General features: G+C 50.1%; 23 protein-coding genes. 7 read left to right on the top strand and 16 right to left on the bottom strand.

Annotated features, from left to right (window positions below):
- Positions 1 to 17 precede the first annotated feature (17 nt).
- The gene (locus tag ABC395_RS06570; RefSeq protein WP_413001680.1) at positions 18 to 896 is read left to right on the top strand and encodes a LysR family transcriptional regulator; all 879 of its coding nucleotides are present in this window, start codon (positions 18 to 20) and stop codon (positions 894 to 896) included.
- A 205-nt stretch (positions 897 to 1,101) separates the two neighbouring features.
- Here ABC395_RS06570 and ABC395_RS06565 read toward each other — a convergent pair whose 3' ends face one another.
- The 4 genes from ABC395_RS06565 to ABC395_RS06550 form a co-directional block, all read right to left on the bottom strand.
- Complete coding sequence (locus ABC395_RS06565) at positions 1,102 to 2,187, bottom strand: polysaccharide deacetylase family protein (RefSeq protein WP_413001678.1); 1,086 nt, start codon at positions 2,185 to 2,187, stop codon at positions 1,102 to 1,104.
- 150 nt (positions 2,188 to 2,337) lie between these two features.
- Positions 2,338 to 2,712 carry a hypothetical protein gene (locus ABC395_RS06560; protein ID WP_413001676.1) on the bottom strand — a complete coding sequence of 125 codons (375 nt, stop codon included), beginning with the start codon at positions 2,710 to 2,712 and terminating at the stop codon, positions 2,338 to 2,340.
- Between the two features lie 157 nt (positions 2,713 to 2,869).
- Positions 2,870 to 3,580, bottom strand: a complete 711-nt coding sequence (locus tag ABC395_RS06555) for a hypothetical protein (RefSeq protein ID WP_413001674.1) — start codon at positions 3,578 to 3,580, stop codon at positions 2,870 to 2,872.
- A 499-nt stretch (positions 3,581 to 4,079) separates the two neighbouring features.
- The gene (locus ABC395_RS06550) at positions 4,080 to 4,445 is read right to left on the bottom strand and encodes a hypothetical protein (RefSeq protein WP_413001672.1); all 366 of its coding nucleotides are present in this window, start codon (positions 4,443 to 4,445) and stop codon (positions 4,080 to 4,082) included.
- Positions 4,446 to 5,808: 1,363 nt separating this feature from the next.
- Between ABC395_RS06550 and ABC395_RS06545 the strand changes: the two genes are divergently transcribed.
- On the top strand, positions 5,809 to 6,630 hold the full coding sequence (locus ABC395_RS06545; protein WP_413001670.1) for an SDR family NAD(P)-dependent oxidoreductase: 822 nt from the start codon (positions 5,809 to 5,811) through the stop codon (positions 6,628 to 6,630).
- A gap of 46 nt (positions 6,631 to 6,676) precedes the next feature.
- Here the strand turns inward: ABC395_RS06545 and ABC395_RS06540 are convergent, their stop codons facing one another.
- Entirely contained in the window at positions 6,677 to 7,267 is a 591-nt protein-coding gene (locus ABC395_RS06540; RefSeq protein ID WP_413001668.1) for a GNAT family N-acetyltransferase, read from the bottom strand.
- A 131-nt stretch (positions 7,268 to 7,398) separates the two neighbouring features.
- On the opposite strand from ABC395_RS06540, the gene ABC395_RS06535 reads away from it, so the two are divergent.
- Positions 7,399 to 8,577 (top strand): DUF4272 domain-containing protein, encoded by a 1,179-nt coding sequence (locus tag ABC395_RS06535; protein ID WP_413001666.1) that lies wholly within the window; start codon positions 7,399 to 7,401, stop codon positions 8,575 to 8,577.
- Between the two features lie 313 nt (positions 8,578 to 8,890).
- Here ABC395_RS06535 and ABC395_RS06530 read toward each other — a convergent pair whose 3' ends face one another.
- The 6 genes from ABC395_RS06530 to ABC395_RS06505 all read right to left on the bottom strand — a co-directional run bounded on the left by ABC395_RS06530 (position 8,891) and on the right by ABC395_RS06505 (position 20,455).
- On the bottom strand, positions 8,891 to 9,487 hold the full coding sequence (locus ABC395_RS06530) for a DinB family protein (protein ID WP_413001665.1): 597 nt from the start codon (positions 9,485 to 9,487) through the stop codon (positions 8,891 to 8,893).
- A gap of 65 nt (positions 9,488 to 9,552) precedes the next feature.
- Entirely contained in the window at positions 9,553 to 10,503 is a 951-nt protein-coding gene (locus ABC395_RS06525) for a helix-turn-helix transcriptional regulator (protein ID WP_413001663.1), read from the bottom strand.
- Positions 10,504 to 11,084: 581 nt separating this feature from the next.
- Positions 11,085 to 12,317 (bottom strand): signal peptidase I, encoded by a 1,233-nt coding sequence (gene lepB / locus ABC395_RS06520; protein ID WP_413001661.1) that lies wholly within the window; start codon positions 12,315 to 12,317, stop codon positions 11,085 to 11,087.
- Positions 12,283 to 12,870 (bottom strand): RNA polymerase sigma factor, encoded by a 588-nt coding sequence (locus ABC395_RS06515; protein WP_413001660.1) that lies wholly within the window; start codon positions 12,868 to 12,870, stop codon positions 12,283 to 12,285. The genes lepB and ABC395_RS06515 overlap by 35 nt, the downstream gene beginning before the upstream one ends.
- A 92-nt stretch (positions 12,871 to 12,962) precedes the next feature.
- Positions 12,963 to 14,030: a type I glyceraldehyde-3-phosphate dehydrogenase gene (gene gap / locus ABC395_RS06510; protein ID WP_413001658.1), complete on the bottom strand. Its 1,068-nt coding sequence runs from the start codon at positions 14,028 to 14,030 to the stop codon at positions 12,963 to 12,965.
- 347 nt (positions 14,031 to 14,377) lie between these two features.
- On the bottom strand, positions 14,378 to 20,455 hold the full coding sequence (locus tag ABC395_RS06505; protein ID WP_413001656.1) for a cadherin-like beta sandwich domain-containing protein: 6,078 nt from the start codon (positions 20,453 to 20,455) through the stop codon (positions 14,378 to 14,380).
- Positions 20,456 to 20,728: 273 nt separating this feature from the next.
- Here ABC395_RS06505 and ABC395_RS06500 point away from each other — a divergent pair, with 273 nt between their 5' ends.
- From ABC395_RS06500 to ABC395_RS06485, 4 genes are read left to right on the top strand one after another with little or no spacing between them, the layout of a single operon-like run.
- Positions 20,729 to 21,217, top strand: coding sequence for a GNAT family N-acetyltransferase (locus tag ABC395_RS06500; protein WP_413001655.1), 489 nt, complete (start codon positions 20,729 to 20,731; stop codon positions 21,215 to 21,217).
- Entirely contained in the window at positions 21,210 to 21,710 is a 501-nt protein-coding gene (locus ABC395_RS06495) for a phage tail protein (RefSeq protein WP_413001653.1), read from the top strand. The genes ABC395_RS06500 and ABC395_RS06495 overlap by 8 nt, the downstream gene beginning before the upstream one ends.
- A gap of 32 nt (positions 21,711 to 21,742) precedes the next feature.
- A complete protein-coding gene (locus ABC395_RS06490) occupies positions 21,743 to 22,243 on the top strand; it encodes a phage tail protein (RefSeq protein ID WP_413001651.1) in 501 nt (166 codons plus the stop codon).
- An 18-nt stretch (positions 22,244 to 22,261) separates the two neighbouring features.
- Positions 22,262 to 22,804: a phage tail protein gene (locus ABC395_RS06485; protein ID WP_413001649.1), complete on the top strand. Its 543-nt coding sequence runs from the start codon at positions 22,262 to 22,264 to the stop codon at positions 22,802 to 22,804.
- A gap of 443 nt (positions 22,805 to 23,247) precedes the next feature.
- On the opposite strand, the gene ABC395_RS06480 is transcribed toward ABC395_RS06485, so the two are convergent.
- The 5 genes from ABC395_RS06480 to ABC395_RS06465 all read right to left on the bottom strand — a co-directional run bounded on the left by ABC395_RS06480 (position 23,248) and on the right by ABC395_RS06465 (position 25,811).
- A complete protein-coding gene (locus ABC395_RS06480) occupies positions 23,248 to 23,619 on the bottom strand; it encodes a hypothetical protein (protein ID WP_413001648.1) in 372 nt (123 codons plus the stop codon).
- 7 nt (positions 23,620 to 23,626) lie between these two features.
- Positions 23,627 to 24,085 carry a hypothetical protein gene (locus ABC395_RS06475; protein ID WP_413001647.1) on the bottom strand — a complete coding sequence of 153 codons (459 nt, stop codon included), beginning with the start codon at positions 24,083 to 24,085 and terminating at the stop codon, positions 23,627 to 23,629.
- 179 nt (positions 24,086 to 24,264) lie between these two features.
- Entirely contained in the window at positions 24,265 to 24,489 is a 225-nt protein-coding gene (locus ABC395_RS27420) for a DUF6199 family natural product biosynthesis protein (protein ID WP_487247442.1), read from the bottom strand.
- A gap of 68 nt (positions 24,490 to 24,557) precedes the next feature.
- Positions 24,558 to 25,214, bottom strand: a complete 657-nt coding sequence (locus ABC395_RS06470) for a hypothetical protein (protein ID WP_413001645.1) — start codon at positions 25,212 to 25,214, stop codon at positions 24,558 to 24,560.
- A gap of 81 nt (positions 25,215 to 25,295) precedes the next feature.
- Positions 25,296 to 25,811, bottom strand: a complete 516-nt coding sequence (locus ABC395_RS06465; RefSeq protein ID WP_413001643.1) for a DUF2247 family protein — start codon at positions 25,809 to 25,811, stop codon at positions 25,296 to 25,298.
- Positions 25,812 to 25,861: the final 50 nt, after the last annotated feature.

Below are 25,861 nucleotides of genomic sequence, written 5' to 3'. Positions count from 1 at the left end.
AAACAAAGGTGATAACAATGGATCTTCGAGCTTTAAAAACCTTCGAGGCTTGCGTGCGTCATGGGCACTTTTTGAAAGCCGCCGAGGAACTCCAATATGCTCCCTCTACGGTAACCCTTCAAATTCAGCGTCTCGAAGCGGATTTGGGTGTTTCTTTATTCGTGCGGGACGGAAAACGCGTGATCGTGACCGAAGCCGGCCGCTGGCTCCAACATGAGGCCTCGGTTTTACTGAAGTCGATCGGAGCCATGAGGCAGACTGTCTCGGATATTGCCGCGGGAGATAACGGTACGGTGCGTTTTGCCGCTATCGAGCCCGTTGCGAGCCAGCAGCTCGCGGGCGTTATAGCTCATTTTTGCAAGACTCGGCCGAAAGTGGAATTAACCATGGAAGTAGGCGGCAGCAGATCGATTGCGGAGAGGGTTCGGGCCGGCGAACTGGAATTCGGTGTTTGCTCGGCTCCGCTTTCGAAGCTGATGCTGGAGTTTGAGCCGCTGATCGAGGAAAGATTAGGGGTCCTATTAAACATAAATCACCCGTTAGCCGATCGGGATAGTATTACGTCGAGTGACCTGGCGGGGTTAACCGTTTTAGTCAAAGAACCGACTTGTATCTACCGGGAGCTCTGGGAAACGGCGATTGATCCGGCCGGGCAAAACCAGTTCTCTTGTATGGAGGTTGGCAGTTTCTTTGTCATTCAGCAAATGGTTAAAGCGGAGTTCGGCATCGGGATCGTTCCGATATACAGCGGTCTGGAACAGGAAGGCTCCTTGGTCATAAGACCTTTAGCCGATTTGAATCCTGTCATTACGATAGGCATCGCTTATAAAGATAAAAACTTCCTGGGCAAGGCGGCATTACTGCTAATGGAGGCGATTAGGGCATCCGTCAATTAATTCGGACAGCCGGATATAAACGTTTACCCATCCATTTAGCTAAAAGCGACCTGCCGGGAATGAGATAAGGTTCTTGTCAGAACGGGGAAAGCGTTACGTTCGTGTCATCTGGCTTTAGTTTTTAAAACAATTTTATCCAACTAAACAAATTCCGAGAACAAAAAAGCCGCGATTTCCGCGGACTTTTAACAAGATAGTATGATTATCACCCGGCTTGCAAAACAATCTCCGCTTCGAAGCCCAATTGTTCACACAACTTGTGAATACGGCGCATGTCCATTGCGCTGGTAATCCACTCGCAGCCCAAAGCTGCTGCCTCGTGAGCCGCCCATTGCAGGATATAGACCAAGGCATCCGCATGGGCTTCCTTCGCGGCGAAATCCTCCAGCAACAGCGTGCCGCCACGGACCGAAGCATGCACGTAGGCCCAGTGCTGGTCGGCAAAGCTGCGGGCGACAAAACGCGTTTCGCCATCAGACCGGACCCGCATGGAGAGCGCTTCCAGCCATTTACCATAGGCACCGGGCCCTGTCGGGGCTTTCGGGTTCCCCCATTCAAGGGAATCGGCGGCCAGCTTCCGCAATTCATCTTCCCCGGCTATGCTCTTCCACTGCTCACTAAGGAAAGAACCTTGTAGAGTCGGTTTGAAGCGGACTTGCCAGCTGCGTTCGCCAGCCTGGATGCCGTCAGCATGAAGCAGTTCGGATACGGTTACCATGGCAAGACCTTTGGCGTCAGCTTGCTGTACAAGCGATTTAACGGCCTGCGGCGTCTCTTTCGCGATTTCATTCGCATGAAACATAAAAATGATCCCATTAGCCAGCTTAGGTATCAGCCGCTCCACAAGCTGCGCGCTTGGCGGTCCCGACCAGTCGACCGTATCCTCTCCCTCGACGACCAGGTAGTTCCACTCCCGGAGCCATTCCAGATTCTCCTCCCGATAAGAAGCATACGGAAAACGCAAGTAAGCTGGAACGGGCCTCCCCGTTGCTTCTTGATAAGCAAGCTCTGCCAGTTTCAGCTCTTCGAAGAATACCGTTTTCGTCAAATCCGCCATTCTGCGGTGATGATACGTATGCGTTGTGAGCTCATGGCCCCTGGCCAGCATTTCTCTTGCTTTCGCCGGGTACCGGTCGAACCATTCCCCCGTCAAGAAAAACGTCCCGCACGCGCCTCCCTGCTCCAAGGCTTCCAGCCATGCGTCAATAGGAATCCGCATCGGGCCGTCATCGAACGTAAAAGCACAATGTGCAACCGCCGGATTGCCGCGACTAATTACCAAGTTTGTCATCCTGAATCTCCCTTCTGTGATATCCTTCCTCCCTGACACCACTTGATCTTATTGTAAAATCCCAGGATTATTTTGTAAAATTGAATAATTCGAATGAATGATTCGATTTGCTTAAACAAAGGTGAAAAGAATTAAAGATATAGCTTAAAATTATTTCAATTGGGATTGGAATATCCATTTTTCCTCAAACCCACCTTCAAGTGAAGCCGGGTTCTTTCCGTGAATATTATTTAGAACGTTTATCCCTCTATACCAGGCTAGAAGTTCGGAATCAACATTGTTTTTATAGATGATTCGGTAAATAACATTACTCCTGTTAAAATCATTTTTAAATGCACTAGTTTCTGGCTCTACACGCTCAATCTTTAATACAATACCGCCCTTTTTAGAAATAACCGCCTTTATTTCTTCTTCATGCTGCTTTTCTAAAGCATTTAAACCAATAACTAATACCACCGCAACTATGCCTAAAAGGGATACGATAATAATTGCCATCCACCTGGTTAATTTACTTTTAAAGATCATAAAACAAGGTCCTCCATCTTTGTGTTGAAACCACCATCTACCCCGACTCCTTATTTTATAACAGCACAATGAATCAACTAATTCTTATTCTATTAATCACTTATATCTGTCGTTATTTACTGAGCACAAATGTGTTGACCCACGATCATCATAAGGTCTAGTCGGAGAGCGACCTTTCAAAATTCACGATATCGTCCTTACTATTCACCTTATCAAGTGAATTAAATTCGAAAGATTTTCCAGACGGTGAATTTTTATTTTCTTCTTTAAAACTGAATAAAATTCGTTCAAACGTGTGCCCTTCCGCTTGGATAAATTGGACAATTTTATAAATCCTATCATATTCAGTTTCCGCGAGCTCTTTTTTAAAAGAGCGGTCTATTTGTATATAAATAATGGAATCTTTAAACTCCTGTTTAACGTCTTGATATCCCGGTACCTCTCCATATGGAATTGTCGTGTACTTCTCTTCTGCAGATCTGGTATTGCCTAATTTAATTCTGGCTGTTCCCTGCTGGGAATATATCTGTTTCACAAATGATTCCAGTTCTTTGTCAGCCTCGGTACTCCATGATGCTCTCAAGTAATCATCCCATAAACCTTGATCATTCCACGACCGGGATATTTGAAAAGAAAGTTCTTGATTGTTTTCGGGATGAGCAAAGGCCCAGTAAATTCCATTCTCAAAACTGAACTTAATATTTTCGATCAAGATGTTTTGCGAAAATCTTTGCTGAATGTAACCCTGTAATTCTTTTTTGAATTTGTACCTTTCTATTGGTGAACCCTCGGTGACATAATAAACCGGGCTGCATAAAACAAAAGTGACCAGGACCCCTAGGAGAGCAATCTTTTTATTTCTTCTCACTTCGATCCCCTTTTCAATTTCTGTTTTTTGTCCTTAAAAAAACCTCTGGTCAGCAACAAACCATCATAGCCGACGTCTTTTTCCATTGCTAGACCTTGAGAGTATTCGTTACTAAATTCTTTATGTCCATACATTATAATTATAAATGGGAAATTTTTAAAAGAAATATGGGCAGGAGTACATACTATAAATAAAAAATAAAATTACTTGCTTGAATGGTTCTTCCATACTTATAACGTATCTCCTTCATACGCTTTCCACCTTTCATAACCACTAATAATTTTTGTGAGTTCGGTTTGTATTTTGGATTTTGTAGTCATCCAGCACATGTGATATCGCTGTTCATAATTTTTTTGAAGAAAGCGGCCGTAACGCAAAAAGCAAAGGAGTTAAAAGCACTTAACTCCTTTGCTCTATAAAAAAATCTTCTTCATAAGGTCAGCCACGACTAAGAATCATTTATTTTTACTCTTAAAACAATGGTCATTAATAACAAAGATTATTTATATTTATAATTATTTGCAATAAATTCATAGCATCCGTAATCCTCGAAAAAAATACAATAATGGTTGTAGTCAAAATCCTTTAACCCTCGATAATTATTTTTTACTACCTGAAGCCAGTCAGAATTTTTTACTACACATATTTTATCATAAGCTGCTATTGCTTCGGCTGGAGTACATTCTAACGAACAACATTTGTACCCGATTGTATTTAAAAATATGATTTCTGCTTTTTTATATTCTCCCGATTCTGATTCATAATCAAATTCAAGCTTGACGTTGTTGTTCTCCCTTAGAATTTGTGGTGGACATAAAAACTCTTGAGAAGGGTAATCAATTTCACATAATTTTTTTAGTTCCATATAGTTATCTTCCTTTCATTGTAGATTGCTAGCTTTACTACCATTTCCAGTAGTTCTGATAACGTCTATGCCTGCATTACCCAACCCATTTTTACTTAATCTTTCATTATAAGGATTTTAAAAAATCATTTCCTGAGCAAACCCGGATACTGCAGCGGGCCTCTCATTACCATTAAAAGTTTTAATGTACGTACTAATTATATATTGATTACTACCACCGTATATACCGTGGAGTCATCCTTGTACCCATGTCTTAAATAATTCGGCATTCAAGCCTTCAAGCTTTCTGAGCATTTGAAATCCTCCCTGCTTGATATAAATATCCATTAGTTTACCACCTCCATTAAGTTCTTGATGCGTACGTTAGTGCTTAATGTCAAATGCTCACTCACTGGGCTTGGGAATTAGCTGAAGTTTGAATTAAGATACCCACAAACGAAAAATCTTCGCTTGTGGGTATCCTTTATAAATTGTGCGGTTGGTCTGAAAGCAATCTGTGAATACCCCGACCTATTCCTAAACAACTTATTAATCCTTTTAGATTTATTCGGCAATGGTTGGAAAGATAAGAAAAGCCTTGAATGAAGGAGGGTCATGGATTTTTGTCTATAGTCTCTTCCTTAATTGTGCAGCAGGATTCCAATTTTCTGGGGATTTCCTACCTTCCGAAAACCACATACAGCCATTTCCTATCCAATCCTCTCTCCACTTTCGATAGGAAGCCTCATTATTGCAAAAACTATCATCATCAAATCCATATTGAAATCCGCAGCAAGGACATATTTCGTCAGAGGGCACACCTTTATGGTCATAAGGTGCTTCATATAAGTTCTGATAGTTGCACACTAAACAAGTATGTTCCATAAATTCCTCCAATCAAATTACGTTCAGTCTGCATGGATCTCCTCTACTTTTCCAATTTGTACTGATACAACAAGCTTACGCCCTTGAATACATAAATTCGCGCACATTCGGGACACCGCCATACGTCATATTTGGGCTCGACATCATAGATATCTGCGCCCTCGTGCACTTTCTCTTGTATGGAATCCCATTCGTAATCCGTAAAAACAATCAATTGGATGTCGTTAGGACATCTCGAATTGGATAAACCTTTACCGCAATCGCATCTAAATACAGCCATATGCTTCTCCCCTTTTCTAAAACGTCTGCTCTCCTCAGCTTCAAGTTTCTTCCACCCAGTATAGCATCCCTGTCACAAAACCGTTTCCTTTCGTACATATTTCTGCTAATATTCCCCTCTTAAGTTGTGAGCGTTCTCATGGAATAATGTAGGTAACAGCATGATGACCGATCCGCTTCCGAACTGTCCTTGTTCACATTTCACGGGAGGTGTTGGCTTATGCACAATCCGCTTAAAACAGCCATCGTAACGGGAGGGGCTTCCGGAATCGGGCGCGCCCTGTGCAAGCAGTTAGCCGCGAAAAACGTGTTCGTGGTCATTACCGACATTCATATCGCACAAGGAGAAGCCCTGGCGAAAGAAATCGCCGGTGAGGGAGGTCAGGCACGGTTTGTTCCGCTGGATGTAACGGATGCTTCCCAGGTCCAGAGCGTTATCCAGGCAACGGCCGATGAGTTCGGACGGCTGGATTATTTATTCAACAACGCGGGAATTTCGATGTACGGGGAATTCCAGGATATGAGTCTGGAGGACTGGAATAAAATTGTGGCGGTCAATTTCTGGGGGGTCCTTTACGGCACTCATGTGGCGTATCCCATTATGCGAAAGCAGGGCTTCGGTCATATCGTCAATACGGCATCGGCCGCCGGCCTCGGTCCGACTCCGATGGTGTCTGCCTACACCGCTACCAAGCACGCGGTTGTCGGCTTTTCGACCTCGCTGCACTACGAAGCGGAGCTGTACGGCATTAAGGTCACGGCACTCTGCCCCGGACATGTCAATACGGCCATTTACGAGAACGGCTATGCCATTAATCTCGACAAAGAACAGATCAACGCATCGGTAAAGCAGCGCAAAATGATGAGTCCGGACCAATTCGCCTCGCTGGCGTTAAAAGGAATCGGGAAGAACAAAGTTCTCATCTGCCCGGTCCCGCTCCGCATCACGACGAAAGTGCTTTTCCACCTCTTCCCCGCCATGGAAAGAAAGCTGATGCGACTGGTTTGCAGAGTGATGAGAGAAGCAAAGCCGGCGAACTAAACGAATCGAAAAGCTTTTCCATCTAACCCCGGGTTAATGGAAGAAGCTACAGCCCGTGAAGCTCCCGGTACTCGTGTTCGAGGATCGCCATCAGAATCGAATCGTGGTACTTATGATTATAATAGAGGGCTTCTTTTTGCACGCCTTCTTTTTTGAAGCCGATCTTCTCGTATACGTGCAGGGCACGCTCGTTAAAGGCAAATACGTTCAGTTCGATCCGGTGCAGGTTCACGATTCCGAATCCGTAATCCAGCATAAGGTTGAGCGCTTCCGTACCGCAGCCTTTGCCCTGATTTTTGCTGCTGTCGATGGAGATGCGGATATTGGCGCTCCGGTTGTAGCTGTCGATATCCTGCAGGGCGATGTCCCCGATTACCTCGTCGGTTTCAGTCAAGGCGATCAGCAGCAGAATGCTGGACGTGTCCTGCGCTTTTCCCTCGATATATCGCTCGATTTGGCTTCTTGTAAAATGTTTCTGCGTACCGGTCCATTTACGGGTCTGCGGCTGAAACAGCTGCTGAAAATACGTCTCCGTATCCCCGGTATCGATAGGACGCAAATAGACTTTTTTCCCTTCCAAAAAACGCACGGGGACCGGAGTTCCCGCTTTGTCCGGACAGTCGCTTTTCTCATTCATAACGTTTCTATCCTCCATGGGCATAAATCCTTTCTGTCTCTTCAGGTTACTGTTAGAATACCACATTTTACAACTTTACCGTTTTTTCGGTATGATGATGGTGGTTAAGACATGAGGAGAGGAAGTGCAGCATGAATCAGTGTACGCTTTATATCTCGATAAAAGGGTACGAAAAAATAACGGAGGCCATCCGCACCGCCTTCGGGGACAAGCAGGTTCAAACATCGCCGGACGGCGGCCAGATTACGGTTGTGGATAAAAAGCTCTTCGGCAAAACGACCGTCACGTTTTCCCTGATGACGCTGGAGAGCAATCCGGATGAATTCCAGCCGATGATCCGGGGGATGTACGGCTTTTTCAGCCAGATCGAGACGCCGCACGAGCATATTCAAGACAAAGTGCTCCGGCAGATCACCGGACTTAACGCGGCTGTCGGAATTGTCTCTTCGAAGGAGATCGACACGGACACGATGAACCGGATTTTGGATGCGGCGTCTCGCGTGCATGCCGTTCTGTTCCTGCCGACCGGCCAACTGCTGGACCCGGAGGGCAAGGTGATTTTAAGCGCCCAGGGAGAATCCGAAGTAGAAGACTTTACCGTTACCGTCAGCACGGATCTGATCGACGCTCATATCCAGTCGTCGCCGTCCGCCGAAGCGCGGAAAGAACGGAATATGCTTCTGCTGAAGGAACAGGGCGTTCCCGTTATCGAGCATTTACCTGTCATCGACGGCGATGAATTCGCCGTTATCCGGACGAAGGAAGAGATTGCCGCCCGCGCTGCCGCTCTGTGCATGATCGCCATGTACGGCGCGGATGTTGCCGAAGGTTCAGACATTAAAGAAGCGAAAGAATATATCGAGGACGTTATCGAGCTGTACGGCGTCTCTCCTTTTTTAACGGAAAAAGAACGGGCTTTCCTCGAAAGCGGCACGCCCGATCCGACGGATGCCATCCAGTTCGCCTGGATGTACGAATGCTACTGGGTTCTGCTCTGGTCTCTCGGATATGTCGAAGAACTCGGCTATCCCGGCTCCGTCTGCGATGTTCAGGAGGCAGTGGACGCTTTGCGGCTGGCCGGGGATTTCGACACGTTTTACGAGCAGGCCAACGTCCGCCCGAAAGAAGACATTCTCGAGGAAGCGGACCGGATTTACCGCTATGACTGGGCCTGCGTGGATGCCCGGATCAACGGACGCCCCGCTCCTGCCGGACTGGACGGCGGTGTCGTTGTGGAAAGGCATCGCGCCCTGAACTGGCTGGTCCGTTATATGGATGCGGAGTGGGATGACGTAAGCATGGATACATAAGCAGGGTATGAAGCCCTGCCCTACATAGTTGATCCATCACGCCGTCCTATGCAAAAAGGAGCAGCTCATTTATGAGCCTGCTCCTTTTTGGGCTGCCTGTGCTGCCGGCAGACGCTTTGGGTTTAATCGTCCTTCGGTCACCTTCGGTTTTTTGTATGGGCATGCGGCCGTCGTTTATGCGGCCCCGGGTTCCGCACTATTAGCATCGGTTATCTGGAGGATTTGGATTATCTCGCGCTGCATTCGATCAGCAAACTGCCGTTACATTTTATTAACCGGTTGAAGAAGCTGAAGCACCTTCAGTTGGCGGATATCAGGCTCCCGAAGCTTCCTTGGTCTCCTGCAGGAAAGCGTCCAAGCGCTCCTTCTGGAGAAGGTGATGGCGGTAATGCATCTCCACCAGCGCAAACCATTCCACCGCGTTCAATCCGCCGAAGCCGGGGTGCGCCACTGTATTGGCGGCCGGAATATCGGCCAGCACCGGCTGGATGACACGCATGGCGCGGATGACCTCGCGAAGGCCGTCGGCGAGCTGCTCTTTGCTTTCCGGCTGAAGCGGCGTGTATTCTTTGGACGGCGGTACTTGAATCCGGATCGGCGGGTAACTGCCCCGGGCGTAAGCTTCAACGCCTCTCTCCGTTTTCTCGGCCGCCTCTTCTGTAACGGACGATGTCCGGCAGGCTTCCATATTCGGCAGATGCCGGTATAAAGCCGAATTGATCAAATGCACATACATTTGTCCCAGCGACCATTGATCTTCTTCGGGTTTACGGGTCAGCTCTTCCAGACTGTAATTGTCCAGTTCCTGAATATAGGTCTCGGCCAGTTGCTCGAAGCGGTTTAGTGTGTCGAGCGTGTTGATGTTCCGGCTCGGGTTTTGACTCTCGTTCTGGTTCTGATTCGTTTGCATGGGTCATTCTCTCCTTTAAAGTGAAGTTGTACCCAGTATAAAAGAGCACTGCTGACAACAGTATGTCAGTAGCGTTTTGCCATGTCCCGAATTTCTTCACGCAGCCGGATGCGCAGCGATTCGGGCGCCAGCACTTCAACACCCGCCCCCCAGCTCAATACCCAATGGAGGACTTCCTCCGGCGTTCTTACCTTAAGTTTGACGAACAGACCCTGTTCCACATGTTGCGTTTCTTCTATATAAAAGTAGTTCATTTCCCGGACCCGGTTTGCAAGCTCCTTGCGAAAAAGCAGACGGACCTCCCCGTGCCGGTCATCCGCCGGCTTGTACGACCGGAGGTCGAACTCTTCCGGCTTCACGAAAGTAGTCTCCAGGAGCGCAAGCCCGCTGATCCGGGACAGGCGGAAATGCCGGATTTCCTGCCGCAGTCTACAGAAGGCGATCAGCATCCACGAGCCGTTCACGTAGACCAGCCCGTAAGGATCGGCTTCGCGTACCGTGAGCCGCTCCCCTCCCGGCAGTGCCGCATCCTTCGCCGCGTATGCGAAGCGCACCGTGCGCTCCTGCAGCACCGCGCCGCGCAGCAGTGCCAGCGCCGCCGCCCCGTTCCCGGCGGCGCCGTTTCCCAAGCCCGCGAGGAGCTTCATGCTCTCGCGGTGTTTCTGTGACTCCCGGCGCACCCGCTCCGGGAGCACGGCCTCAAGCTTCGCCCGCGCGGCATCCGCCTGGGCACGGGAAGCCTCGTCGAACTGCTGCTCGACAAATTCGATGCCGAACAGCAGGGTGACGGCTTCTTCCGCCGTGAAGCTGACCGGCGGCAGGAAGTAGCCTTCGACGAGCGAGTACCCTTGTCCCGGTGCCCCGATGACCGGGACTCCCGCTTCGCAGAGCGCCTGCATGTCGCGGTAGATCGTGCGCACGCTCGTCTCGAAGGCTGCGGCGAGATCTTCCGCGCGCTGCGTGCCCTTGCGCTGAAGCCGCAAAATGATGGCCAGCAGGCGGTCGGTCTTGTTCATGGCGTGAAGCCCTCCTTGTCGCCAACTTCTTGGATAGTTACTCCTATCGTAACCCCGGCGGCGGGAGTGTGCCAGTTTTTCTTGCGGCCGATGCAAAGAAAGAAAAAAAGGAGCCGGGGCTTCTTGCGCCTCCGTCTCCTTCTAGTATTTGCTGCCCGTACTTAAGAATAACAAGTCTAGTTCGCAAGAATGATAGCGGCAGACCGTTTAAACATGCCGTTTACCGTTTGCGGTTTCACCATCTTTAAAGCTCATGCTCAAATGTTCTCTCATCCAACATGGACTGTCTATCAGCTAAACAGTTGTTTAGCTTTTTAGCTTAATAGCTGTTCCACCGTATGGGTGAGTAAAGCTCCGAAGAAAATCACAATCGCTCCTCCGATAAAGAATGTCTTGGCGGAGAGCCCACGGTAAATCATGCCAAGCATGTAATGGCCCAGACCGGGAATGAAGGATGCTAGGATCCCCCCCTGTCTCCACTACTTTCTGCGGGGCAACGATTTCAGAACCCCCGCTTAACCCAGTCAGCGCCACTCCTTTCTGCTCCTTCCCGCGTTTCCTTCACTTGCCCTTGTTATCCGCTACTCCGCGTTTACAAACATACTTGCGAAAAATTTCCCGCCCAAATAAAAATCAAGGCGCCATTGTCCGCTTTCGTCCAATTTAATCCCTGTGGGCTGGGTTGCATCCGCCCCGTTGACCGGACCGTAGGTCGGTCCCCACTTATATTCCCATACGATGCTGTCGTCTTCACTGACCAGCACCGGTTTTTTAACGCCGTCACTCGTATGAATGCCTTCGATCCGCAATTTTTTCCCTTCGAACTCTTCCCTCGACCCCCAGAAATGCCAGACGATTTTGCTAAAATGCGAGGTAAGAATTTGACCTTTCACGATGCCGATCTTACCCGGAATTCCGGTAAACCACAAATTTCCGGAGGCGAAGATCTGGCTCGGACTTCGGGCTCCCGCTTCGTCGTATCCGAGCACTTTTCCCTGAATATTCCCCTGCGCCAAGGCCCCGAACTCCCGGCTGTCATGGCTCTGCGCCCAGAAATCTCCCAGAACGAAGAGAGCTCCCGCGGGCACCTCCATCTCCGCCATACTCGTATTGAAATAGGCTTCGGTGTCTTTCACACAGTCCGGAGGACAGGCATCCTTTCTGCCCGATACTTTCATGTTCTTGAAATATGCGGCTTCGTCCAGCCCGAAACTCTTCGCTTGACCATAGAACGTATCCAGCTTCTTCCCGTTTACGTAAACCCGGCCTTTCTCAATCTTAATCTTCTCCCCGGGCAGCCCGATCACACGGGCCGTTTGAGAATCCGATCCGCTGATGTCGGGATTGGGCGTAAACCCCGAAATGGAGGGAAGCCGGTAATACAGCACATCTCCCCGGCGAAATTGCTCTGCCGTTCTGATTTTGGGATCTACGACTAATCTCCCGAACCCTCCGCTGTAGTATTCCATTTTCTGACCGGCCATGCTCATCGAATAATCATCTACCAGCATCAAGCCTTCTTTCGCTTCTACACGCTGTGGATACAGAGGGGTCGTTACATCCCGGATCGTTCCATTCGTATTTTCCGAGAGAGGGCCCATGAACAGAACGGCACAGAAAATGATCAAGGTCGTCAAAGCCGTTCCCGCCATATAGAGGCGGCGCCTATTTACGGGCTTGCGTACTCCCCGGCCGCTCCCGCTCTCCCACACCCTCCGTTCCACGGCATCCATCGACTCCGCTTCGAACATCGGCTTGTTAAACGGCCTGCCCGAAAGCTCAAACCGATCCGTCTCGATTTCCGTTCTCTTCATACCGGAACCCTCCTTTCGCTAGCTGCGCCGCTTTCCGGCGCGCCCTGTGGATGCGGGACTTCACCGTTCCTTCCGAAATTTCCAGGGCGGCCGCTATTTCCGTCACCGACATCCCGTGCATGGATTGCAGCACCAGCACCTCCCTGTAGTGGGCGGGAAACTCCAGCACGATTTTCCAAGCCTCGTCGGCCACATGGCGTTCCAGAAATTCGCTTTCGGCAGACGGGCTTTCTCCCCGGACATAATCGGCCAGGATCACCCGCCGGAAAAAAGCTTTTCTCCGGTACGAATACGCGGTATTCCGGGTGATTTTCAGCAGCCAGGTCTTCACGCTGCATTCGCCCCGGAAGGAAACGACACTGCGGAACGCTTTTACAAACACATCCTGCGCGATATCGTCGGCAAGATCCCTTTTTTTCGTCAAAAAATACGCATAGTTCCATACGTCTTCCCCGTGCTGTTCCATCAAAGCTCTTAAACCCGACGGATGAAGTTCGGACACGTACTTCAAATAATCGTCGTCCACGCGCTCCCCCCTTTCTTTTCTGAACAAACAGACTCCCTGCAAAAGAAAAAGTTCCCGGTTTTGGGAACTTAGGTCATTTTATTTTCTGTTTTTTAGTATACCATACAGAGCCAGTGCAGTTAGGCTAGCATGCCGCTAACCTCCGCATCACGGGACGGCAGAGCATTGGTCTTCTCCTGCATAAGCCCCGCCAATTCCACGACACGACAGGCATAAGCCCATTCGTTGTCGTACCACGCCAGCACTTTGATCTGATCGCCCATCGCCATCAGGGAGAGACCGTCCACGACGGCCGAGTTCGGGCAGCCCACATAATCGACGGACACGAGCGGCTCATCGGAGTAAGCGACATACGGGGACATGGAGCCTTCAGCCGCTTTGCGGAAAGCGGCCTTTACGTCTTCCAGAGAAGCCGTACGGGACACCTTCACAGTTAAATCCACCAGTGAAACGTCCTGGGTCGGCACGCGGAGCGAAACGCCTTGAACATGCGCCGCCAAGTGGGGCAGAACATCTGTAAGCGCTTTACCGACGCCCGTCGTTGTAGGAACGATCGATTCCGTGCACGCCCGCGCTCTGCGCAGATCGTTGTGCGGATTGTCCAGGTGCTTCTGATCCGACGTATAGGAGTGCACCGTGCTCATCCATCCGCTCTGTACGCCGAACGCCTGATCCAGAATATGAAGAACGGGAGCTACGCAGTTCGTCGTGCAGGAAGCGGCGGATACGAGGGTATGCCGCGCGGGATCATAGAGGTGATCGTTGACGCCCATCACCACGGTAAAATCCATCTGCTTGCCGGGCGCGGTAATGAGAACACGGGAGGCTCCGGCTGCCAGATGCCGCTGCGAACCTGTACGGTCGTTGAATTTACCGGTAGCGTCAATGACGAGATCGATTCCCATCTGCCCCCACATAATGTTCTCCGGCTCCCTTTCGTACGTCAGCCGGATAGACTGCCCGTTAATAACGAGGCACCCGTCGGCAATGGTGACATCCGCGTTCCATCTTCCGTGGACCGAATCGTATTTTAAAAGGTGAGCCAGCGTCTCCGCCGGATAAATGGTATTGATCGCCTTGAGCGGAGAAGTCTGCCCTTTATCCGAAAACATTTTCCGGACGACAAGACGTCCGATTCTTCCCATTCCGCTGATCCCGATTCCTCTAATTCCTGCAGCCTGTGACAAACTAACTCCTCCTCTTAAGGTGAAATATAAAATACTTCGTTTTGTCGGTTAATTAGTACATCACAATTATAATTTATGACGTCATAAAAGACAATAGTATGTTTGAATTGTTTATATATGAGTATTATACATTGGTCAATTACTATTTCATTCCTTCACACGGATAAAAAAAGAGAAGTGCTCTTGAGAGCACTTCTTTTTAAATCAGGAAAGTTTTATTCCCGCCGGCCTAGTCGGCTCGGACAGGAGTATGCGTGACCGCTTCTTCAGCGGGGGCCTTCCGGCTTCCTTCCCGCTTTTTGTGGCTGTCTTCCAGCTGTTTTCATCCGTTCTGTCTTCCGGGCTGTCTATTTCCAGACTTCCCGGCCGTTCATTTGCTTGTATGCATGGTCAACGGAAGCTTCCGTCACGTCCTTATATCCCCAGAAGCTTGCGGGAACATCGGACCATGCCTGCGGAATGCCAGCAGGAACGCTTTCCGCCTGACGGCCGAGCAGTTTGTTGAAAATAACGACCGCCTGCGCTCGGGTCAGCGCCTGGTCCGGTCTGAAAGTACCGTCCTCGAATCCGGTGAGAAGTCCGGCTTTCTCGGCTTTGCGGATATTTTCGGCGGCCCAGTGGCCTTGCAGATCAGTGAAGGCGGATGCCCCCTGCACGCCCGGAAGCTGTCTCAGCTTCACGAGAATCGTGGCCATTTCGGCGCGCGTCAGGATGCGTTCCGGATTAAACTTGCCGTCCGGGTATCCGTCCATGAGCTTGCCTCCGAACACGGCCGCCACATACCGGGAAGCCCAGTGAGAAGCCGGAACATCGGCAAACGGATTTTGTGCGGCGGCGGAAGTTTCATTTGCGAAAAGTCTGGCCAGGATGGCCGCCAGCTCCGCCCGCGAAATTCCCTTGTTCGGACGGAACGTTCCGTCCGGGTAGCCTTCCATGTAAGGCTTGTGTTCGTGGTACGTCCCCGCAGGTTTCAGAGCGATATCGAGTTTTAACGAAGTATAATCTTTCGCAACGATTCCGCTGCCCCGGTCGCTTCTGCTGTCGTAGGTCTCGTACCCGTCTTTTTCCGCGATCAGATAGTAGGCCCCGTCCGGATACACAAGCCAGCCGTAACGGCCGTCTCCGGAAGTGGTTTGGGCATTCTTGTTCTGTCCCGGCAGCATTTTCGCAAGCTCCGGCAAAGGAACCGGCGTTCCCGCGATTCTTCCGGCGGAACGATTTTTTTCCGTATCGGCCCAGTACAAGTTCACTTTGACTCCGGCAAGAGCCGTACCTGTGACCGAATCGCGGATCGTTCCGAACGGGTTGATTTCAGGTGTCCGGAACACGGCCGTGTCGGAACTTACGGTGAGCGTTCCTGCCGTGCCGGCGAGCTTTTCCCCGTTCGGAGCAATGATGGAAAGAACCATCTTATAAGATCCGGCGGAAAGCGAGTACAGCGTAAATTGTCCCGAAGTATTGATGCTCACGTTTTGCTTGAACAGAGTAGCGCCTTCAGTGCTGTAAATGTCCGCAAGCAGCGTCACGTTATCGCCTATGAGCTTGGTGACGGATTGGTTAAGCACCTCCCCGGAAGAGGAAACGACCTCGATACGTCCGTTTATCGTCTGCTCGGGTGTACCTCCGCCACCGCCACCGCCGCCGCTGCTTTCGCGTGTAAACGTAACGGTGTATGTTTTGGCGGTTCCGTTCTGTGCGGTAACGACGATCGTTACCGGATTGGCTCCTACGCTGAGCGTAATCTGACGGCCGCTTCCGGCCGGAACGACCGTTCCGTTCACCGATACGGAAGCTGTAGAATCCGCAGCCGTCGGTGTTACCGTGACTTCCGCCACGGCATTTTTCACGGCAGCCGCGTACGCCGTCACTGCCGGTGCGAAGACCGGAGTCAGCGTTCCCGCGCTTACGCTTAATCCGCTGAGGTCCGCGTTGCCGGACGGAGGAACGGCCCGGTTTACAAGGATCACGTAGCTGTTTTTAGTTCCGTCTTGCGCCGTTACCTCAACGGTAATGGTGTTGGTTCCCGCTGTGAGCGGAACGATTTCAGAGCTTCCTGCTGTCACGACGTGTCCGTTCACCGATACGGATGCCGTGCTGTCGGCCGCCACCGGTGTTACCGTAACTTCGGATATATCGTGGGTAACATCCGCGGTATAGCTGGTCTGGGTTCCGGCAAAAATCGGACTAAGCGTGCCGGAGCTGATCGTCAGCCCGCTTAGCAGCGCATTGCTGGAAGGAGGCGCCGCCCGGTTGATCGTGACCGTGTAGGTCTTCGTTGTTCCGTCATGTGCGGTCACCAAAATCGTTACCGGATTGGCTCCCGTGTTCAACGTGATATTTACGGTCTGCCCGCTTGAAGCGGGATTTCCGCCGATAGTCATCGTCGCGGTAAGGTCCGCAAGCTGTGCGGTAAGATCCAGGTCATACACGTCCGATGCCACGGTAGCCGTGTACAATTTCGTTCCGGCGGCGAAGGCAGGCGTCAGCGTCCCCTTGCTCAGCGTCAGAGCGCTGAGATCCGCATTGCTTGAAGCCGCGCGGTTTACTGTCACGGTGTACGTTTTAACCGTGTTGTCCGCCGCTTTGACGACAATCGTGACCGGGTTTGCGCCCACATTCAGCGTAATCGCTTTAGGGGTTCCGCTGGCGACGGCATCCCCGTTCACGGTCAATGAAGCGGTCCCATCCGCAGTCACGGCCGTAATGTCGATTCCCGCCGAAGCGTTCGGTACAGCCGCCGTGTAGGTAAGCTCTGCCGGATCAAAAACCGGCGTCAACGTTCCCTCACTAAGCGAAAGACCGCTTAAGTCCGCGTTACCGGATGCGGCACGGGTGATCGTCACCGTATAGGTTTTGACGGTCCCGTCCTGCGCCGTCACTTGGACTTTCACCGTATTGGAACCTACGTTCAACGTTACGGCAGAAGCGGTTCCGCTCGTTACCGGTGTTCCGTTTACCTCGATGGAAGCCGTGCTGTCCGCCGCCGCAGGTGTGACGTCAAGCGTGTTCACCGCGTTGGCCACATTTGCCGTGTAGGCCGTGGTGCCCGCCGCAAAAAGGGGATTGAGCGTACCGGAGCTGATCGTCAGCAAGCTTAAATCCGCATTGCCCGACAGCGGAGCGGCACGCTTCACCGTCACCGTGTACGTTTCGCTTGTCGTTCCGTCCTGCGCCGTTACTTTAACGGTGACGGTGTTGTCGCCGACGTTAAGTGTCACCGGAGCCGCCGTGCCGCTTGGCACCGATTGACCGTTCACGGTCAAGGCTGCCGTGCCGTCCGCGAGTACCGGCGTTACATCAATGCTCGATACGCCGGCTGCCACTTCCGCCGTATAGCTTGTAGTGCCTGAAGCGAAAACCGGAGTTAACGTGCCCGCACTCAGCGTCAAGTTGTTCAAAAGCGCATTGCTGGAAGGCGCGCGTGTAATCGTCAGCGTATACGTTTTGGGCGTACCGTCTTGCGCGGTGACGAGCAGCGTAACCGTATTCGCCCCCACGTTCAAGGAGACGGGAACCGGAGTGCCGCTTGTTACTGCCGCGCCGTTGACTTCGAGCGTCGCCGTGCTGTCCGCCACCGTCGGCGTTACGTCTAAACCGAAAACGCTGTTCGGAACGTTCACCGTATAAATCGTAGTCCCCGCTGCAAAAACGGGGCTTAAACCTGCGCCTCCGCTTAGCGAGATTCCGCTCAGATCGGCGTTATTGGAGCCCGCCGCCCTGGTTACCGTGACCGTATAAGTCTTCGTCGTTCCATTCTCTGCCGTAACGAGAACCGTAACCGTATTACTTCCCACGTTCAGCGATACGGAAGATGCGCTTCCGCTCGCAGCGGCATTCCCGTTGACTTTAACGGAAGCATGGCTATCCGCCACTGTAGGCGTTACGTCAAGAGCAGTGACTCCATAAGCCACGCTGGACGTGTACGTAACCGTACCGGATGCAAATCCGGGATTTAAGGCGGCTCCGCTCAAGACCAGGTTACTTAAATCGGCATTGCCGGATAACGGTACCGCCCGGGTAACCGTGACCGTGTACGTCTTCTGTGTCGTCCCATCCTGTGCCGTCACGAGAACAGTGATGGTGTTGGCGCCCACATTCAGCGGTACGGATGACGGACTGCCGCTGGCCACCGTGCTGCCGTTCACCTTGAGAGTCGCCGTGCCGTCCGCCACTGTCGGCGTTACGTCGATGTTTGCTACGTTGTCCGCCACACCGGCCGTGTAGCTCGTGGTGCCTGACGCGAAGTTGGGGCTAAGCGTTCCCGCGCTTAACGTTAAGTTGTTCAAGTTGGCATTAGTAGATGCCGCACGTGTTACCGTGATCGTGTAGCTCTTCTGTGTCGTCCCATCCTGCGCCGTTACCAGCACGGTAACGGTGTTGGCGCCCACATTCAGCGATACGGGAGCCGGGCTGCCGCTGGCTACCGTGCCGCCGTTCACTTTGACCGTCGCCGTACTGTCCGCAACGGTCGGCGTTACGTCAACGCTTGTCACGTTGTGGGCCACATCGGCCGTGTAGCTCGTTGTACCGGATGCGAAGGACGGGCTGAGCGTTCCCGCGCTTAACGTTAAATTGCTCAAATTCGCATTAGCGGATGCCGCTCTCGTTACGGTGACCGTGTAGCTCTTCTGTGTCGTTCCATCCTGCGCCGTTACCAGCACGGTAACGATGTTTGAGCCCACATTCAGCGATACGGGAGCCGGACTGCCGCTGGCTACCGTGCCGCCGTTCACTTTGACCGTCGCCGTACTGTCCGAAACGGTCGGCGTTACGTCGATGCTCGTCACGTTGTTGGCCACACCTGCCGTGTAGCTCGTCGTGCCGGATGCGAAGGACGGGCTGAGCGTTCCCGCGCTCAACGTTAAGCCGTTCAAATTCGCATTGGCGGACAGAGGTGCCGCTCTCGTTATCGTTATCGTGTAGGTTCTCTGTGTGGTCCCATCCTGCGCCGTTACGAGTACGGTAACGGTGTTCGAGCCCACATTCAGCGATACGGATGACGGGCTGCCGCTGGCAACCGTGCCGCCGTTCACTTTAACCGTCGCCGTACCGTCTGCAACGGTCGGCGTTACGTCAACGCTCGTCACATTGTTAGCCACACCGGCCGTGTAGCTCGTCGTACCCGTGGCAAAAGGTGGATTGAGGGGTCCCGTACTCAGCGTCAAATTACTCAAGTCCGCGTTGCTCGAAGCTGCTGCACGGGTAACTGACACGGTATAGGTTTTCTTCGTCGTGCCGTCCTGTGCGGTGACTTCGACAGTGACCGTATTCGCGCCCACATTCAGCGAAACAGACGACGGGCTGCCGCTGGCAACCGTGCTGCCGTTCACTTTAACCGTCGCCGTACCGTCGGCAAGAGTCGGAGTCACATTAATACTTGCCGTGCCGTATGACACATCGGCCGTATAGCCGGTTGTCCCGGATGAAAATCCAGGGTTGAGCGTTCCGGCACTTAACGCTAAATTGCTCAGGTTGGCGTTTGTAGATAATGTGTTATACTGCGTCAGCAAAATGCCGGCTTCTCCAACGGTGACAAACCTTCCGTTAGCGAAACCCACATGATTCAAATACCCGCCGATCCCCGTTTTCTCCGTACTCCATGTAATGCCGTCGGGAGAGGAGGCTATCACTCCGGGGCCTGTATCGCCTACGGCCACAAACTTGTTCGCGCCATATGCAATACCGTATACGTTCATACCGGCCACAGAGATCGTTCTGGGCGTCCAGGTGATTCCGTCGGAGGAAGTAAGCACCCTCTGATTTAACCCGCCGGCAACGAATTGGCCGGCTCCGTAATGAACGCCCATCAAGTCTTCCGGGCTGCCCGAACGCGTGGTCCAGGTGATTCCGTCGGAAGAAGTTCGTATCGTGCCGGCACCGCCAACCGCAGCGAATAAGCCGCCTCCATACGTAACGCTGTAAAAATTGGCCGCAGTTCCCGAAGCCCTAGGGGTCCAAGTGATACCGTCCGGAGAACTTAGTATCACTCCGCTATACCCCGCGATCACCCATACGGCGCCGTTATAGGCAGCCGCACTTAGATTGGCGGATGCTCCCGTCGAGCGGACTGTCCAGGTTACGGCGTCGGGCGAGGTCGCGATTTTACCGCTCGCTCCCGTAATAATCCACTGGCTTCCGGCATAGGTTACCCCTACCGCAGACGAAAGAGCAATGGTTGTTTTGCTCCAGTTCAGCCCATCGGACGAGGTCATAATCGTACCCAAGTTACCGACGGCCACCCATTTTCCGTTTCCGTAAGCAACCTGGTTCAGATCCGTTCCCGCATTGTTAGGAACATTATCCCATGTACCTGCCGCCTCCGCTCTCCCCCAGTTCCCCGCACCGCCTGTACCGGCAACAAGCAGGAATACCAGGGCTATCCGCAGAAAGCGGCCCCAAAATCCCGTTTTACCCAGCTCCCTCATGTGAACCTCCCATTTCGATTTATAATGGTATGACTGAATCTATGTCGTCTAGCTGTTTAAATGCAAAATTAATTTCCATCCCCCCATAAGACCACCGGAATACAAGCCTTTATTTTGCGACTTAATTACATTTTAATTGAAAAGGAAGAAAAACTCACCAAAAAAATAAAGACAAACAGCCTATTGCATGTCACAAAATGTATATATTTTGTAGAATCCTTGTGTTATTCTGAAATGGAAAATAGTTCTTACTCCTTAAGAGGGAGGTCACCCGTGTTAAAAAAATTGTCCGAGCCGGAAGACCAGCCGTTTCTGTTCGAGCTTTATTGCAGCTCCAGGATGGCGGAAGTGCGGGCTTGGGGCTGGGACGAAACTACCCTGCGTTCTTTTCTTCACATGCAGTTCAACGCCCAGACCGGCTCTTATCGGCAGCAGTATCCCGAAGCGGAGTCGTACATCGTCTGCCAGGACGGTCAACGGGCCGGAAGAATTCTGATCCACAGGACGCCCCGCTGCATAAGAATTGTGGATATTACCCTCCTCCCGCACTTCCAGAATCAAGGACTCGGTACAAAGCTGCTTGGAATCTTTATGGAAGAATCCCGCGAAAAAAACCTCCCGCTCCGGCTTTCCGTACTCAGAACCGGCAGAGCGCTGGCCCTGTATGGACGTCTGGGCTTTCAAATCACGGGAGAAAGCGACATGTACCTGGCTATGGAATGGAATCACGAAACTTGTAAAGAGGTGACCGCTCATGAGTGAATCTTATTTAGGCGAAATACGGATGTTCGGAGGCAATTATCCGCCGCAAGGATGGGCGCTGTGCAACGGCCAGATTTTGAGCATTGCGGAGAACGAAGCTCTTTTTGCTCTGCTTGGCACGACCTATGGAGGAGACGGCCAAACCACTTTCGGGCTGCCCGATTTGCAGGGCCGCATCCCGGTTCATCCGGCTCAGGGGTACATCCGGGGATCGAAGAGCGGCACGGAAACCGTGACGCTAACCCAGCCACAGCTGCCTCAACACAACCATATTTCTTATGCGACTTCAACCCCCGCTACGGCAAACTCTCCGGCCAATAACACTTGGGCAACCGCCGTCACCCAGAACTATGCGACTACCGGCACGACAACACCCATGAGTTCGCAGGCCATTTCCGCCGTCGGCGGCAATCAGCCGCACAACAATGTGATGCCATCGGCTGTCATTACATTCATCATCTCTCTTTACGGGGTTTTCCCGCCGCAACCTTAAACCACAGTTGATCATATAAGGAGGAACTAACTATGTCCGAACCATTTGTGGGGGAAATCCGGTTGTTTGCCAACAACTATGCTCCGCGCGGCTGGGCTTTTTGCGAGGGACAAACCTTGCCCATTAACACAAACCAGGCTCTTTACGCTCTGATTGGCAACGTTTACGGAGGCGACGGAAGAACAAACTTTAAGCTTCCCGATCTTCGCGGCCGTGTCCCGATTCACGTAGGCCCCACCAATCCTTTGGGCCAGTCCGCGGGTGAGGCGGCTCATACGCTTACTGTCAATGAGATACCTGCTCATACACATCAAGTGTCCGCATCGGGGAATCCAGGTTCCGCCACGACTCCGGCGTCGAACGTTTGGGCAGATGAATCGGCCCTGTACGAGCCGCTATCGACTCCTGCCGTTGCAATGAACGCAGGCACTATATCCATCGCCGGAGGAAGTCAGCCGCACAGCAACATGCAGCCGTATCTGGTCGCTAATTACGCCATCGCCCTGGTCGGCATTTTTCCTACGAGGAACTAAAGAGAGGAGCACTATTTTATGGCTGACGCTTACCTAGGAGAAATCCGCATATTTGCAGGTAATTTTGCACCATACGGCTGGGCGCTTTGCAACGGGCAGCTCATGTCGATTTCCCAAAACACCGCTCTTTTCGCTATTTTGGGTGTCCAATACGGCGGAGACGGCAAAACCACATTCGCCCTGCCGAATTTAATAGGCAAAGCTCCCATGCACCAAGGCTCCGGGCAGGGACTAACTCCGCGAGTTATCGGTCAGTCGTTCGGCTCGCCTGCCGTAACTCTGCTTACGACGGAAATCCCTGCGCATAATCACACTCCCCAATCGGTAAATGCCATTGGCAGCGATACAAACCCGACTAACAATTTCTGGGCGCAATCTCCGGCAGAAGGCCGTCCCGGCCGGGAAAAACAGCGGAATCTTTACGATCCAACTCCCACCGTACAAATGAGTCCTGTCAACCTTTCCGTTACCGGCGGCAGCCAGCCGCATAACAACATGCAGCCTTACCTTGCAATGAATTTTATTATTTGTTTATCCGGGGAATTTCCGCCCAAACAGTAAGCGGGTGTTAAAAAAGCCTGTCCGTCCTCTAAAAGGGCGGAAGGCTTTTTTTGTTGTGTAAGTATGTTCACAGACAGGATTATAAAACGAATGCTCAAGCTGTAATACATGGGTGAGTCCGAATGCTTCGCATGGCCGCATTACTCAAAACTCTGAATTTTTATCTTGATATCGCCATATCGACAATGATCAATAGAACTCCAAGCGGAAAGGTCACGTAGCCGCCTTGTTTAATTTGCTTCAAACTTTTAATACCTAGAGGCCTTAATCTGTATAAGGCGCCCGGAAAAAAAATTTGGATCGCCCCGATAACGGCCGAGATTGTACCTAAAACGGACAGTGGTCCCATTCGTCCACCCGCATCTTTCTTTTAAAATAGGTTCATATCACAAAACCTTCGATAAGCATCTTTGTAAAAATCATCCGGAAATTCATTAAGCCTCTTATTCTCTTTCATTTCCCTTTTCTAAGGCAAGACCCGATACTCTCAAATACTCTTCGTAGGCTTCTTGAATCTTTTTGCGGCATATGTCTTCCCATGCGTTTTTAAGTTCCGTGACTCTAGAATCATCCGCGTCTACCGGAATCATGTCACCGCCAAATCCAATCCATGCATCCGAATCGGGGACCTCCCCGTACTCGTGCGCATACGCGATTTCATGAGGAGCGTAAGTAAAGGTATGGTGCTTGCACTGATACTCAAGACAGTGATAGCCCGGCTTTCCGTAGCCGTACTTGCAGAACGGAGGTTTTTCAATCATTCCCTCATCGGCGTAATTGGGCAAGCAGTACAATTCCAGTAACAAATGTTTCAATATCGAATCACTCCGTTATTTCTAAATTATGCGGCTCATGCCTTTTAATTCTTTTAAATAACGACACTAATAATGGAATCTCTTCTTGATCTATCCTAATATCCGGATCTCCGCCGTGAGTTAGAGAAATTACGAGAATAATCGACTGTTCAAAGACATTTATTAATATAAACCCCTGTCTTTTGAGTGACGGCCCATTTACTTTTATCAAATCGACCTCGTACCTTTCTCCATGGGAGATCCCGCTTAGAATGATGTCATTTGCTTTCTCTAATGCTTTCGACACTCTTTCGTATTCTTCAAAAGTTACTTCTATTTCCGCATCCATTCCATGATCATGAGTCTGAGAAATATAGAGTGACACACAACCCGTCTCGTTTATCGATAATGTTATCACTCCACAATCTTCTTCACGAACGGAATGAATGGTTAAGGAGCCTGCTTCTTTGAACGATTTCTTGGCCACTGAACACCTCTGTCCTGGTTAGTCCGGTTATTTTCTTCCTTTTCCAACCACATCTTTGCACAATTCTTTGATGATCTCAAGGTCCTCAATTTGTTCTTTTGTTAAGCTTAGCCCCTGCTTCAACTCCTTTATCAAGGACTAAAATGAATGAATGTTTTCGTTTCTCATTCGTTATGCCGCTACCCCAATCCTCCTGTCAAAACTGAATATAAGAGATAAATTCCTATAAGAATTGAGACTATACCAGATATTTTCGTGTTAGTCAGAAGGTATCGACTAGGTTTTACATTTCGAAATAAATTACCGAGCGTATACTTTAATGCAAGCTCTGGTCTGATCATGCTTAGTACACCCCAGACTATAATTGGTAGGATAAAAATCGAAAAGATGATTCTATCACTCATTTTTTTATCCCTCCCTTAGGGATTCTTTTAAATATCAGGATATTACGCTATTTCATCCTTTATTGCGTTCAGTATAAGTTTTTGGACAGTTTAGACGCCTTATTATATAACATAGTTTTTATTTTCTTGTTTTTGTCTCCTTTATCAGGGAGTTTAAAGATTGATAGTGCCCCGCATTCAATTAATGATTGATCTAATGCTTTTTCAATAATTTTATATTTTTCATATTCGGCTAGTTTTAATAGTACGTTTTCATTCAATTTTATACCTTTTTCAAGATTTACTCTTACTCTATAAGAATAAATCTCCTTCTCAATAATTTTACTATCAAAACAGCTTTGTATTGGTTCAAATTGATTCAATTTTATTCGATCCTCTTTCAACGCCTTTACTATAAGACTTTCAAGTGCTAAAAAACGTGTTTTCGTGTAATCATTAATAATTTGTTGTACCAAGCTGTCCTCCAATACTTCATTCTCTTTCTCTTCAATTTTTATGACATAATATTTGTACGCGATATGTTCTTTAGCTTCATTTGTTGTTCTCAAATCATCCAATACTTGGTATATGCCAGAAATAGCCTCATTTGATAAGTCCCCATATATTCCAATAGCCTCTATAGCTGATAAATTCGAAAATATGTCTTGAATCTTTTGAAAATCTCTTTTTTCGAACGCACCTGTAAACAAACCATTAATTGTGTTTACCGTCTTCTGGTAGCCCAATAATTTTTCCTCCAATGGCTATTACTATCAAGATATGTTCTGTTTCCTATTGTGCAAGCTTTAATTGTTCACTGAACTTGATTAATTTATTTTCACATTCGAGTATTTGGCACTTTGTTCTTTTAAATATTGTTCCCACTTTTTATACATGCGTTCTCTATTTAATGGTAGTGATGGACCAACTGGTTCAGTGGTCGGCATATAACGAATAAATCCAGTAATCCTTTCCGGATAATCAAAATCCCCGTAGATACCTTCAACTATTTCAAAAGGATCCGAGTAGGATTCCTTATGTTCATAGACCCAATTTAATAATACATAAAGAAATTTATCATACTGCTCTTTCTTATTTTTATTAGGCCTCTCATTTTTCAATCTTTCGATATACGGATAGGTTAAATCGCCCCTATTTAAGCAAGCTATATCAATAACAATTTGAGCTGGTTCCTGCGCCGAGTTAAGAAGATGAATCGCGTAATCAATAAGTGATTCTTCAGCCATAAAACCCTGTTCAATGGCAAAAATAAGATCCTGCCAATCTATACGTATCAATTTTGAAACATAGTCATAAGAAAATAGGATATTAAAAGTATTCATACACTGACCCCTTTAAGCCTGGTTGGCCCATATAGTCGAGATTTTTGCTC

Origin of the sequence: Paenibacillus canaveralius (assembly GCF_047238265.1) — a bacterium.
Classification (GTDB): Bacteria; Bacillota; Bacilli; order Paenibacillales; family NBRC-103111; genus Paenibacillus_F.
This window is presented reverse-complemented; position numbering and strand designations above follow the sequence as displayed.

Bases quoted from the DNA above. Each gene is read 5' to 3' on its own strand.
- ABC395_RS06505 (WP_413001656.1), bottom strand. From the start codon at position 20,455: ATGAGGGAGCTGGGTAAAACGGGATTTTGGGGCCGCTTTCTGCGGATA.
- ABC395_RS06465 (WP_413001643.1), bottom strand. From the start codon at position 25,811: ATGAATACTTTTAATATCCTATTTTCTTATGACTATGTTTCAAAATTG.
- ABC395_RS06550 (WP_413001672.1), bottom strand. From the start codon at position 4,445: ATGGAACTAAAAAAATTATGTGAAATTGATTACCCTTCTCAAGAGTTT.
- ABC395_RS06535 (WP_413001666.1), top strand. From the start codon at position 7,399: ATGAATCAGTGTACGCTTTATATCTCGATAAAAGGGTACGAAAAAATA.
- ABC395_RS06570 (WP_413001680.1), top strand. From the start codon at position 18: ATGGATCTTCGAGCTTTAAAAACCTTCGAGGCTTGCGTGCGTCATGGG.
- ABC395_RS06490 (WP_413001651.1), top strand. From the start codon at position 21,743: ATGTCCGAACCATTTGTGGGGGAAATCCGGTTGTTTGCCAACAACTAT.
- ABC395_RS27420 (WP_487247442.1), bottom strand. From the start codon at position 24,489: ATGAGTGATAGAATCATCTTTTCGATTTTTATCCTACCAATTATAGTC.
- ABC395_RS06545 (WP_413001670.1), top strand. From the start codon at position 5,809: ATGCACAATCCGCTTAAAACAGCCATCGTAACGGGAGGGGCTTCCGGA.
- ABC395_RS06525 (WP_413001663.1), bottom strand. From the start codon at position 10,503: ATGAACAAGACCGACCGCCTGCTGGCCATCATTTTGCGGCTTCAGCGC.
- lepB (WP_413001661.1), bottom strand. From the start codon at position 12,317: ATGAAGAGAACGGAAATCGAGACGGATCGGTTTGAGCTTTCGGGCAGG.
- ABC395_RS06540 (WP_413001668.1), bottom strand. From the start codon at position 7,267: ATGAATGAGAAAAGCGACTGTCCGGACAAAGCGGGAACTCCGGTCCCC.
- ABC395_RS06495 (WP_413001653.1), top strand. From the start codon at position 21,210: ATGAGTGAATCTTATTTAGGCGAAATACGGATGTTCGGAGGCAATTAT.
- ABC395_RS06565 (WP_413001678.1), bottom strand. From the start codon at position 2,187: ATGACAAACTTGGTAATTAGTCGCGGCAATCCGGCGGTTGCACATTGT.
- ABC395_RS06530 (WP_413001665.1), bottom strand. From the start codon at position 9,487: ATGCAAACGAATCAGAACCAGAACGAGAGTCAAAACCCGAGCCGGAAC.
- ABC395_RS06485 (WP_413001649.1), top strand. From the start codon at position 22,262: ATGGCTGACGCTTACCTAGGAGAAATCCGCATATTTGCAGGTAATTTT.
- ABC395_RS06560 (WP_413001676.1), bottom strand. From the start codon at position 2,712: ATGATCTTTAAAAGTAAATTAACCAGGTGGATGGCAATTATTATCGTA.